Here is a 13,124-nt window from a genome sequence, read left to right on the forward strand (position 1 = left end):
AATTATATTCATGGTAAATATGTGGATTTCCCTATCTTTAAATGTTTTTTAGTATTATGAAGTATAGGATTGTACATAAAGAAATTTTATATTTTTTTTTGTAATTAAGAATATTTAGATAGTTTGAATTTGGCAATGTGTTTCCTTGTAAGTGTTTTTAATATGTACTATTCAAAAATTGCTTATTTATTGAATCTTGAAATTATTTTAGGAGCAATATTTTGAAATTGTATAAGAATAAAGAATACTTGAAAATAAAGATATGAGGTACAAAATTTAATATTTGGATTATTAACTGTAATAAATTCAGTATTATAGTACGCATTTTAAATTTTTAAATATTGATATGCTATTTATAGCATAAAATGTTTTATATGTGATAATGTATAAGTATTGAGTGTTAATTTTTAATTGTTTATGTTATATAAAAAATAATACGCTTTGTTGTTATTGTATTAGGTAGAATTATGATCAAAAAGGCAGCAGTAGAGTTAGATGATCAAAAAATAACTTTGCCAATTTTGTATGATACTGAAGGGAATGAAGTATTAGATATTACTTCTTTATATAAAAATACAGGGGTATTAACTTATGATCCAGGATTTATGTCTACTGCTGCTTGTGAGTCTAAAATTACGTTTATTGATGGAAATAAAGGTATATTGCGTTATAGAGGATATGATATAGCAGATTTGGTTTATAATAATAAAAGCTTCATTGAAGTAGTGTATTTATTATTTTATGGGGTTTTCCCTAATGCTGAGCAACTTCAGGAATTTATATTACATATTTCTCAAGAATATGTATTGCCACAGATGGTTAGAGATGTGATAACGTCGTTTCCACAAAATTCTCACCCTATGGCTATATTAATTGCTAGTTTTTCTTCGTTAGCTGCATATTATTGTGATCAGAAAACTGATGGTGAGTTAGAGTGTAAACTTGCTGTTGCTAAGGTGGCAAGTATAGTTGCTCTAATTTATAGGCATATTACTAATCAAGACTTCATTCAAGCTGATGTAGGCTTATCTTATAGTAAAAATTTTATCCATATGATGTTTGACATTTCTTCTTATAAATTTACTGAAATTGTAGATAAAGCTTTAGATGTTATTTTTGTATTACATGCTGATCATGAACAAAATGCTTCTACTGCAACTGTACGAATGACAGGTTCTTCTGGTCCTAATTTGTTTGCTTGTTTAGCAGCGGGTGCCGCGACTTTATGGGGACCAGCTCATGGTGGGGCCAATGAAGCAGTGATCAATATGCTGATGAATATTGGAAAACCAGAGAATGTAAAACAATTTATTCAGAAAGTAAAGGATAGTAATAAAAGCACAAAATTAATGGGTTTTGGTCATAGGGTATATAAGAACTATGATCCACGAGCGCGAATAATGTGTACAATTTGTAAAGAAATATTAAAGGATTTTGGTCTAAATGATCCACTACTTGAAGTAGCTGTGGAATTAGAAAATATTGCTTTACAGGATGACTATTTTATAGCACGTAATTTATATCCTAATGTTGATTTTTATTCTGGCATTGTGTTAAAGACTATAGGGATTCCAGTTAAAATGTTTACGACATTATTTGCGTTAGCAAGAACATCTGGGTGGTCTGCTCAGTGGTATGAGATGGTATCTAGTAAAAATTATAAGATATCACGTCCTCGTCAATTATATACTGGTAATCCAGTTCAAAAAGTTTAGTAGTGAAGGTATTTGCTTTTGTAGAATTTTTACATAGTAAGTAACAAGGTTTTTAACAAGTTAGTGTAGTTTGTTGATCACTTTTAGGTTATTAAAATATATTGATGTTTTGCTACATAATATGATTAAGAGTTAGTAGTAAGTATTATAAATTTGTCATTCTAATAGCTATATACTAATAATTCTATAAATACGGATAGTAGTACTTGTTGCATTATAAATATTTGCTGAATTTTAGTTCTGCAGTTATGATAAGCAAGGTGTTTGTAAAATATATTTTATATATGTTTAAGAAAGCTATAGGTGATAATTGAACATTAAAATACTTGCTGTGTTTTTAGTTATTGATAATGAAGTATTCGATAATATATATTGTACATAATTATTTTTATATATAGAAAGAGATAATAAGAGTCAAAAAGTTGCTCAAGAAAAATTAAAAAAGGCTATTATGGCGGTTTTAATATTATTTGCTATTAAAGTAGCTCTTAGTGGAATACAAAGTCCAGCTGAATTATATATTAAAGTGAAACTTTAAAAATTTTTATCTGTTTAAATTGTTAAGTTATTAATAATAGAATACTTTATACGTAAATATTTATCATATGTAACAATATGGTTTATAGGCTGTTCTTAAGAGTTAAATTTTGGTAGATATGTTGTAATTTTAGTTTTTAAGTACTGACGGCAAAGTGTTTATAAAAATATCTGCAGCATAGTTAATGGTAAAATGTTGTTTAAAGTTATGATGTGATAAATATCTATTTATTTGAGTTATTATGTAATGATAATAAGGTTTATGAGTAAGCTGTGACTGTAGTTTGCTATGCTACTTATAGAAATTTTGTGTAAGTAAGATGTTAACAAGTATTGTTGAATTTGTGTTTTTAGTTATTGATAACACAGTGTTTTATAATATATATAGAAAGAGATAATAAGAGTCAAAAAGTTGCTCAAGAAAAATTAAAAAAGGCTGTTATGGCGGTTTTAATATTATTTGCTATTAAAGCAGCTCTTAGTGGAATACAAGGTCCAGCTGAATTATATATTGAAGTGAAACTTTAAAAATTTTTGTCTATTTAAGTTATTAATAATAGAATACTTTGTACATAAGTATTTATCATATGTGACAATGTGATTTATAGACCATTCTTAAGAGTTGAATTTTGATAAATGTTTTGTAATTTTAGTTTTTAAGTACTGATTGCAAAGTATTTGTAGAAAGATATAGGAATACATAGTTCTATTTGTGATAAAGTGTTTTTAGGAGTAGAATTATATATCTATTTGTTTGAGTTGTTACCATCAGTATGGTATTTATGAAAGTAAGTTATGCATAATTGTATTAGCATGAAATAATGATTGATATGCTTAGTTTTCATTAGCTATATATTAAGGTTGTTAGAGAGTTTTGCTATTGTGTGTATAGTAGAGTTATGTGATTTATATAATAACTTTAAAGTACTTTTTGGTAGTATTTGTTGTATCTAATGATGATATAAACTATCGGACATTTGAGTATTTATTCAGGATATATTAATGTTATAGAATAAAACTAAAAATATAAGTGATATTTTTAAGTATTTTAAAAGATAGTTGTATTATTTAAAATGTGTTAAGTTGTCTATCAGTAGGTTGTTTTTTTTGAAATTGTTGTATAGCTTGTGAAATGTAGTTGCCATAGTTATAATACTCGTATTATTTGTAGCTCATTAAGGTAAGTATTAAGTTATCTAAAATGGATATTATTAAATATAGAAGTATATGCTACTTTATAAGAATTCGATAACAGGTAAATAGATGATCTTTTCTTACTTACAAATGTAAATTTATAATCATTAATATATTAAAAAATATGTATTACTGATGTATTTTATTCTTAATGTTAATGGTAAGAAATTATATTATTTGTCTAAATATTCTACATATTTAATTTTTCTATATTATATATAGCAATTAATCAAAATGGATCAATGTTACCTAACAATTACGAATCGTTATGCTTTTTGACATCGGTATATCTAACATTGGTAAGGCTGAATTGGTGTAATGTTTAATATTAATTAGTGGGAGAACATAATATGTTGTTGAAATATATTTTAAGTGATGTGAGAAAATGATTTATTAGATTAATATATAAAAACTTGAAATCTGTGTTAATATATTGGAATAGGGTTATCTGTTGTGTATTGGGATGGTCTAGAAAATTGGTAACACTATAGGTATGGGGTAGAATTTAATAGCAGTTCATAGTGTGAGTATTCAAGATACAAAATTGAGTTTAGCATTTTTATAATAAGAAGAAATGAAGTATAAACTACTTCAATAAGAGTTTTTATCCTATACAATTTGCTTACATTGTTTTATTAATACAAATGACAAAAATTATTAATACATTAGGTAATATATTAAAAAAACATAGACTGGATATAGAAAATTGGTTTCTTAATAAATTTAATCAATACCATGGAATTTTAAATGTTTCTGTAGATCTAAGAGTATCTAAATATAAAATTGCTCCTGTAGATACTAATGTTTTTCCTGCAGGTTATAATAATTTTTCAGAACAATCACGAATTTATACAGCAGAACTGTTAAAGCGATATATAACGCGTCATTTAAATTGTGATAAGATACTGATAGTAGGAGAGAGTCATACCAGAAATATCAAATATATTGATAGTTTAGTTACTTTAAAAAATATAGTAAGTGCAGCAGGGTTTATTGCTGAAATAGGAGTTTGTGACACTGATCAAAATGTTCAACTTATTTCTTCTAATGGTGTTGTAGTTAATAGTTTATGTTTGACTAATTGTGATGGTGTATTGCGGTCTGGATGTGGATTTATTCCTGATCTAATTTTAGTTAACAATGATCTAACATCTGGTATACCTAAGGTGTTACAGAGTCTAAAATATCAAAGTGTTATGCCAGCTTTAAGTTTAGGTTGGTATAATAGAAGTAAGTTTAATCATTTTTCAATTTATCAGAAATTATCTGTAGAATTTTGTAACACTTTTAATATTGATCCTTGGTTGATTTCTACATTATTTTCTAGTTGTGATAACATCTGTTTTTTAAGTAATTATGGAGTAGAACACATTGCTGATAAAGTTGATGTTATGATTCAAGAAATACGTAATAAATTTCAATTATACAGTATTACAGAACAACCGTATGTGTTTGTAAAAGCAGATAATGGAACATATGGAATGGGAATTATTGTAGCATATTGTGGTGATGACATATTGAAGTTAAATAAAAAAAATCGCAATAAGATGAAAAGAATTAAGGATAGGAAAATAGTTGAGCGTGTAATAATACAAGAAGGTATAATGACTGAAGAGTTGTTTAATGGTTATACTGCAGAACCATTAGTATATTTCATAGGGGATACTCCTTCGTGTTATTTATATAGGTATAATACTGTTAAAGATAAATTCTCTAACCTAAATTCTGTAGGTTGTGATTTTGTAGATGTAAGTTTTAGAGAGCAAGAAGGTAAAATATTCTGTTGGAGTATGGTTGCTAAGATGGCCGCATTGGCTGCTGCAGTTGAAGTTTTTGATCGGTAGTAGCTTATTATTAAAATTTATTGATATTATTTTACCTTATTTTCTCTTTGAAGTTATGTATAAACTATGTTTCCGTAGAGATTAGTTTTTAACTGTAGTTGAGTTTTTATCAGTATGGTAGGCAGATATTATATAATGAATCAAGATTAAACTTTGGTAGCTAATGTTAATGAATAACTCAGTTATGTAGCTTTTGGTTTGTTATTAGTATTTTGTCTATATAGGTTTTATGGTTTTATTTGTGGGAGGGAGTTTTTAGTTGTAGTTAAATTTTTATTTATTAGATGAGCTTTGAGTTGTAGGTATGAATTGCATAATTGAATCTAATTTTGTGTGATAAGTATTAATGAGTAATTTGATCTTTAATTGATGATTTACACTTTCCTTAATCTAGATTTATAATTTTATATATAGATATAGTGTTTATCAGTAGTTAGGCTTTTGTTGGTATAGTTGGCAGAATTATATAATCTTAGCGAATAATTGGTTGTATAACTTTTGATTTATTGTGGTATTTTTCTCTCTAGTTTATAATTTTATATGTGTGTAGTATTACTCTAAATACAATTAGTATACGATAGAATTAGCATTAAACTTCAGTTGTTGATATTAACAGTAATTCAAATATTTTGGTGTTATAAATTGTAAGTGAAAGGTGATAAGTTTATTATTTAAAATCTGCCTTTTTATAATTAATTAAGACTAGTAACATTATCATAATCATGTAAGTAGTATATAACAAAATACAGCTTAGCATTATTTAATATGAGTTAAATGAGGATAACACGAACTTTTTATGAAATTTTTGTGTTGTAATTTAGCTTACATATTTTAAATTGCTGATGTTGTAGTGCGTATTGGTATAAAGTTATGTTCTAAGAGAAAAATAATAAAAGCTTAGAAGGTTTGAAATAAAAAAACAGTATATATTAATCTCTTGCTAGATGATGATCATTTAAGTCGATTAATAATAAGATTTTAAATCATAGATAATGATTGAGTAATGAGTTCAGAGGAATATGTAATATAGTACAAATGTATGTTTCAAGCTATCTAATGATGTAAAAAGATAACTAAATAATTAAATATTATCATTTACAAGGTAAAAAGAGTAGTCTGATAAGAAAGGAAACAATGACATGGGAGTTAGAATAAAGAAACAAGTCATATATTTGTAGTAATGAACTTAATTTGATAAGGTCTCAAGTTAAAATAATAGCTGAATAATGTGCTAAGGAAAAAATTGCATAATATAAGACAAATATATATTTTAAACTGTGGAATATTTTAATAATGGACAAGATGCTTAAAACTAAGATTATCCTTGTAAAAGATATAAGGTAATTCTACAATGTATCTAGTATTAGTGCATAGTTTAAGTGATAATTAAGAAGAAAGCGTTTTGTTTGTCATAGTACAATTGTAAGATTTTTATTGTTTTTAAGTGTTGTCTTTATATTTTAATTATAAATATAGTTCTGCTGTGAAACAGTTAATAAGTGTAATATTATGAATCTAGAGTATTTTTGAGTTATGACTATACTAAAAAAGTTGTTTATTAATTTTAAATAATGTAATTTGTAGAGTTTTTGTTCTTATAAGATGTTACTGATATATCTTCTAATTCTAGTAGATGCATATCATATATGCTGATGTGAAACAATTAAATAGTAGTGTTATGTTATTTAGTATAAGTATTATGAACTAAACAAGCTGGTGTAGGGTTTTTGTTCTTATAAGATGTTACTGATATATCTTCTAATTCTAGTAGATGCATATCATATATGCTGATGTGAAACAATTGAATAGTAGTGTTATGTTTTTAGTATAAGTATTATGAACTAAACAAGCTTGTGTAGAGTTTTTGTTCTTATAAGATGTTACTGATATATCTTCTAATTCTAGTAGATGCATATCATATATGCTGATGTGAAACAATTGAATAGTAGTGTTATGTTATTTAGTATAAGTATTATGAACTAAACAAGCTTTGCATGAGTTATACATGATACAACTTATAAAGGTTTTGTTATTGTGTAATATGATTTTATATCCCTAATTATAGGTTTTTTTATTTAATATAACGAATGTTATAGTGAGTTTTTATATAAGACCATTAAAGAATTGTATATTGATATTACTTAGCAAAAATGTTTCATATGTGAAATATAAAATGACATATTATGACTTATGTTATAAATATAACTAATAGAACTTTTATTATCTCAAGTTTCTTTCTATAAGTATTATTAATATCGTAGTTAAATATGGATAATGATACAATAGTAAACTGGTTCTATACTACTGAAAATACATTGTATATCACTATGGATAATATGATGTTATTCTTAATGTAATACAATTTGTAAAATTATCATTGTTTCAATTATAGCAATTTTCTATACTTAAAGAAGAAAGCAAATAAATCATTGATAATGCAGTCTCTTTTTAGTAATAAATACAAGTTCAAAGATACAGAAGAAAAACTTAATGCCTATTGGGATAAAATAAAATTATATAAATGGAAGAATTTACAAGGTAAACAGTTTATTATTGATACTCCTCCTCCGACAATATCAGGGCAACTACATATAGGACATGTTTTTAGCTACTGTCATACGGATTTTATTGCAAGATATCAACGTATGTTAGGAAAAGATGTATTATATCCAATAGGATTTGATGACAATGGATTGCCAACAGAACGTTTAGTTGAAAAGATAAAAAAAGTACGTGCGGCAGATATTGATCGTAAAGAATTTAAGGCGTTATGTAATGAAGTATCTGCAAAATTCAGAATGGAATTTAAAATATTGTTTCAATCTCTTGGTATTAGTTATGATTGGGATCTGGAATATCATACTATAAGTGAAGAGATTCAAAAGTTATCTCAAATGTCATTTATAGCACTATATAATATGGGTAAAATATATAGGAAGTTACAGCCTATATTTTGGGATTGTGCTGATAGAACGGCGATAGCGAGAGTTGAGGTTGAGGAAAAGGAAATGTCATCGTTTATGAGTACGATAGCCTTTTCTACTGAGGCTGGAGAGCTAATAAATATTGCAACGACGCGTCCAGAATTAATGCCAGCTTGTGTTGCTTTATTTTTTAATCCATTGGATATAAGATATCAGCATCTTCAAGGTCAGTATGCTATAGTACCTATATTTGGGAATAAAGTACCGATTTTATCAGATGAACAAGTAAAAATAGATAAGGGTACTGGTCTTGTAATGTGTTGTACATTTGGTGATGAATTAGATGTATATTGGTGGAATAAACATAATTTAAATACGCAGATTATAATAAGTAAATCAGGTACTCTTGATCTTAAACATAACATTGCAGAGACAGATACTTTATCTGGTAAATTACATGGAGTATCAATAGTAGAAGCAAGAAAGCTGGTACTTGAAACCTTAAGTAAATGTAATTTACTAATAAAAAAAGAGGAAATATTACACAATGTGAAATGTGCTGAGCGATCAGGAATGCCTATTGAAATATTGTTAAGTAACCAATGGTTTATTAAGGTTGTAGAGATAAAACATGAGCTATTAGAACAGGTCCGTAAGATTAATTGGTATCCACAGTCTATGCGTAAGCAAATAGAAATGTGGATAGATGGGTTAAACTGGGACTGGTGCATATCGCGACAAAGGTATTTTGGAATCCCGTTTCCGGTATGGTATTCGAAAAGAGATAATGAAGAGATTATTATTCCAGATGTGAATGAACTACCAATAGATCCAACAGAAACCTTACCTCAAGGATACTCAAAAGAAGAAGTTGAAGCAGATGTTGATGTTATGGATACGTGGGCTACTAGTTCATTATCTCCACAGTTCAACAGTATACATACTGGAATTAATAGTATACCACTAATACCAGCAAGTCTTAGAGCTCAAAGTCATGAAATTATAAGATCATGGGCATTCTATACAATTCTGCAAGCATATTATCATCATAATAGTATTCCATGGGAAAATATTATGGTCAGTGGATGGTGTTTGGCTGCAGATAAAAGTAAGATGAGTAAGTCCAAAGGAAATGCATTGATACCAAATCAACTGTTACAAGAATATGGAGCTGATGTAATACGTTATTGGGCTGCAAATTCTAGGTTGGGTTCTGATACTGTATTTTCTGATGAGGTTTTACAGCTTGGCAAAAGATTGGTTACTAAACTATGGAATGCAAGTAAGTTTGTATCTATGTTTGTTAGTCAATGTCAAATACCAGATCTAAATTGTGTTACGGAAACAATGGATAAGTGGGTATTAACAAAACTCTATAAGGTAATTGTTAAAGCTACAGAAAGTTTTAACGTTTTTGAATATTGTGTTGCACTTGATTACATAGAGTCTTTCTTTTGGAAGGACTTTTGTGATAACTATCTAGAGTTGGTTAAAAAAAGAGCATATGGAGAATCTGTAACGAATAAAGAAAATCTAAGTGCTGTAAATACACTATCCTTTGTATTAATGGCACTGCTAAAAATGTTAGCACCTTTTATGCCATATATTACGGAGGAAATATACAGTACACTTTATAATAATGGTTCAATTCATGATCATGATAACTGGCCAGTTGTAAATACAAGTTTATGTAATGAAATGGATGAACAATTGGGTGAAGACTTTATAGAAATACTTAACCAAGTGAGGAAAATAAAAGCTAATGCGCAGTTATCAGTAAAATGTAAAATTTATAAGTTGATTATCAATAGTGAAAATTACGATTTTCCTACTTCATGGGAAAATGATTTAAAAGCTGTATGCAATGCTGAACATATTGTGCAAGACAAAAGAACAAGTTATTACAATGATAAGTTTCTTATTTCTGTGCAATTTGCAAATTAATGGATTTTTATCAATTCAAAACAATATAAATTTGATGTTATAGAAATATTGTATTACTGTACCTTTGTGAATACAAGTTTATGTAATGAAATGGATGAACAATTGGGTGAAGACTTTATAGAAATACTTAACCAAGTGAGGAAAATAAAAGCTAATGCGCAGTTATCAGTAAAATGTAAAATTTATAAGTTGATTATCAATAGTGAAAATTATGATTTTCCTACTTTGTGGGAAAATGATTTAAAAGCTGTATGCAATGCTGAACATATTGTGCGAGACAAAAGAACAAGTTATTACGATGATAAATTTCTTGTTTCTGTGCAATTTGCAAATTAATGGATTTTTATCAATTCAAAACAATATAAATTTGATGTTATAGAAATATTGTATTACTGTACCTTTGTGAATACAAGTTTATGTAATGAAATGGATGAACAATTGGGTGAAGACTTTATAGAAATACTTAACCAAGTGAGGAAAATAAAAGCTAATGCGCAGTTATCAGTAAAATGTAAAATTTATAAGTTGATTATCAATAGTGAAAATTATGATTTTCCTACTTTGTGGGAAAATGATTTAAAAGCTGTATGCAATGCTGAACATATTGTGCGAGACAAAAGAACAAGTTATTACAATGATAAGTTTCTTGTTTCTGTACAATTTGCAAATTGATGTATTTTTACCAATTCAAAAATATAAATTTTATGTTGCCAAATATTGTATTGATAATTCACTGTGCCTTTAAATAATAACTCAGTAAATTATTATGAGCATTTTTATATTTATACATTATGCTAAACTTGGAATGTGAATAAATTGTTTAGTATTGATGGTAGTATAAATTTACTCATCATTTAATAATGGAATTATCTAACTTTTAATATAAGACCTTATTAAAGGGTCTGAGTTTTCTATGTAAATTTTTTGCTATATATAATATGTATTTCTTATTCATGGCATAATATATTTGATGTTATGCCTGTAGTATTCAGAGTCTAGGTTATGTTTTTTATCATGGTAATTATAAAAGGTATTAAATATAGGATGCAGTATATTTTTAATATATAGAATACATTGGTACTGGTATGTAAATTACCATTTTGAGAGATTACTATAGCTATATATTATGAATTAGATATTTATTGGTAGTGTGAAATGTTTTATCATATTTATAGTTTTATAGTTGTAATTGCAAAAGTTATATAAATAAGTAATATATAGTTTTATATATGGAACTGATTGTTAGTATTTTGTTAGACAAGTTACCATATTGAAAAACTTGAATTTCTAAATAATGTGTAGTTATGTATTTTTCACACATGTACTGATTCATTGTATTATATATTGTGGCTATATTATATCTATCTGATTAATCTCAATAAACTTTTTTTAATTCTATATACAAAAACAAGATAAACGTAAAAATGCGTATTTAGTATTGAAACATTTTACGGGATAAATAAGTTAAATACTTTCTGAAAAAGATATAGTTTATTAGTGGTGGTTTTTTTGTTTAAATTATATATTTTTACAAAAAATGTTAAACTATATTCTGTATTATTGATTTCTGTTAAAATTTTATGTAAATCTCCTTCTAAGTATTGTGACATAGGGTATTCTATCAAAATATAAATTTGGTATTGTCAGTTTTGTTATATTTTGTAATGATTTTGATGTAGAATAAATGTAAACTATAGTAATGCTACACTTAATTATAGGAAGGTTTTCAGTATATTAACATTACTCAAATGATGTAGAGAGTAAAAAATGCAATATTATTTGTGAAAAGTGATGTAGCAGCATGGTTACTAATGGATGTTTTCTATTTAATAGTATTAGTATTAGTCTTGTTATAATATGAGCGTTCTATTAGGTTTATTATTTGGTTTTTAATTGTAAGAAGTGTGATTAAATCAAATTAGCTATCACATAATAAATATATAACTTTTTTCTCTATTCAACTCTATGTTTATTGTTTCTCTCTTGTCGTGTAATTTTTTACTTTTTACAATAATAATCTTAGCTATTCTTTTTCATTATTGAAGTGTTTTATAGTTTTAAATAGTTACATATGAGTAGAGTTTTTTGGACTTTACTGTTAGTGCTATCTCGCACTATATAGCAAACCTACATTATCATACAATAAGACTTTATTAGTAGAAATATAAAATACTCTATTTATTTCATAATTAAGTATTTACTTTTTTTGAAGTTGATTAGATAAAACTATCCACCACGTAATATACGGTTTTTCTCTCTTATTGTGCAATTTTTTACTTTTTACAATAATAGTCTTAGCTATTCTTTTTCATTATTGAAGTGTTTTATAGTTTTAAATAGTTACATATAAGTAGAGTTTTTTTATGGACTTTACTGTTAGTGCTATCTCGCACTATATAGCAAACCTACATTATCATACAATAAGACTTTATTAGTAGAAATATAAAATACTCTATTTATTTCATAATTAAGTATTTGCTTTCTTGGAAGTTGATTAGATAAAACTATCCACCACGTAATATACGGCTTTTCTCTCTATTCCAATCTCGGGCCTTTATTGTTTCTCTCTTGTCGTGCAATTTTTTACCTTTTACAATAACAATCTTAGCTTTGGCTATTCCTTTGTCATTAAAATATAGGAATAACGGTACAACAGTGAATCCGTCATTCTTCATATTACCTGAAATCTTATATATTTGCTTTTTCTTTAATAGTAGTTTCCTTGGTCTGGTAGGATTGTGATTTTTAGTGTTTGCTTGAGTATATTCTGAAATATGTAAGTTACATAGCCATAACTCCATATTCCGTTCAGTAACATATGATTCTGCTATACTTACTTTTCTTTGACGTAAAGATTTGACCTCACTACCAATTAAAACAATTCCTGCATCAAATTCCTGTATAATAAAGTAATTAAATCTTACTTTACGATTTTCTATTATGATATCCACAGCAAGTTTAACCCC

At 26.7% G+C, this 13,124-nt stretch carries 7 protein-coding genes and 1 pseudogene; 6 read left to right on the forward strand and 2 right to left on the reverse strand.

Annotated features, from left to right (window positions below):
- The first annotated feature begins 467 nt into the window (after window positions 1-467).
- The 6 genes from ERUM_RS00425 (at window position 468) to ERUM_RS00445 (ending at window position 10,830) form a co-directional block, all read left to right on the forward strand.
- On the forward strand, window positions 468-1,715 hold the full coding sequence (locus ERUM_RS00425) for a citrate synthase (RefSeq protein WP_011154759.1): 1,248 nt from the start codon (window positions 468-470) through the stop codon (window positions 1,713-1,715).
- A gap of 894 nt (window positions 1,716-2,609) precedes the next feature.
- The gene (locus tag ERUM_RS05035) at window positions 2,610-2,780 is read left to right on the forward strand and encodes a hypothetical protein (protein WP_155720556.1); all 171 of its coding nucleotides are present in this window, start codon (window positions 2,610-2,612) and stop codon (window positions 2,778-2,780) included.
- A 1,310-nt stretch (window positions 2,781-4,090) separates the two neighbouring features.
- A complete protein-coding gene (gene gshA, locus ERUM_RS00430; RefSeq protein ID WP_011154760.1) occupies window positions 4,091-5,290 on the forward strand; it encodes a glutamate--cysteine ligase in 1,200 nt (399 codons plus the stop codon).
- Between the two features lie 2,435 nt (window positions 5,291-7,725).
- Entirely contained in the window at window positions 7,726-10,158 is a 2,433-nt protein-coding gene (locus ERUM_RS00435; RefSeq protein WP_011154761.1) for a valine--tRNA ligase, read from the forward strand.
- 66 nt (window positions 10,159-10,224) lie between these two features.
- Window positions 10,225-10,494, forward strand: coding sequence for a hypothetical protein (locus tag ERUM_RS00440; RefSeq protein ID WP_044148597.1), 270 nt, complete (start codon window positions 10,225-10,227; stop codon window positions 10,492-10,494).
- 66 nt (window positions 10,495-10,560) lie between these two features.
- Window positions 10,561-10,830 (forward strand): hypothetical protein, encoded by a 270-nt coding sequence (locus ERUM_RS00445; protein ID WP_044148600.1) that lies wholly within the window; start codon window positions 10,561-10,563, stop codon window positions 10,828-10,830.
- A gap of 1,253 nt (window positions 10,831-12,083) precedes the next feature.
- Here the strand turns inward: ERUM_RS00445 and ERUM_RS05040 are convergent.
- Together ERUM_RS05040 and smpB are read right to left on the reverse strand one after the other, a co-directional pair.
- Window positions 12,084-12,182 (reverse strand): annotated as a pseudogene (locus tag ERUM_RS05040) (SsrA-binding protein SmpB); the annotation flags it as partial.
- Window positions 12,183-12,662: 480 nt separating this feature from the next.
- Window positions 12,663-13,109: an SsrA-binding protein SmpB gene (smpB, locus tag ERUM_RS00450; protein WP_011154762.1), complete on the reverse strand. Its 447-nt coding sequence runs from the start codon at window positions 13,107-13,109 to the stop codon at window positions 12,663-12,665.
- Window positions 13,110-13,124 lie beyond the last annotated feature (15 nt).

It is taken from the genome of Ehrlichia ruminantium str. Welgevonden (assembly GCF_000026005.1).
Taxonomy (GTDB): domain Bacteria; phylum Pseudomonadota; class Alphaproteobacteria; order Rickettsiales; family Anaplasmataceae; genus Ehrlichia; species Ehrlichia ruminantium.

Bases quoted from the DNA above. Each gene is read 5' to 3' on its own strand.
- gshA (WP_011154760.1), top strand. From the start codon at position 4,091: ATGACAAAAATTATTAATACATTAGGTAATATATTAAAAAAACATAGA.
- ERUM_RS00435 (WP_011154761.1), top strand. From the start codon at position 7,726: ATGCAGTCTCTTTTTAGTAATAAATACAAGTTCAAAGATACAGAAGAA.
- ERUM_RS00425 (WP_011154759.1), top strand. From the start codon at position 468: ATGATCAAAAAGGCAGCAGTAGAGTTAGATGATCAAAAAATAACTTTG.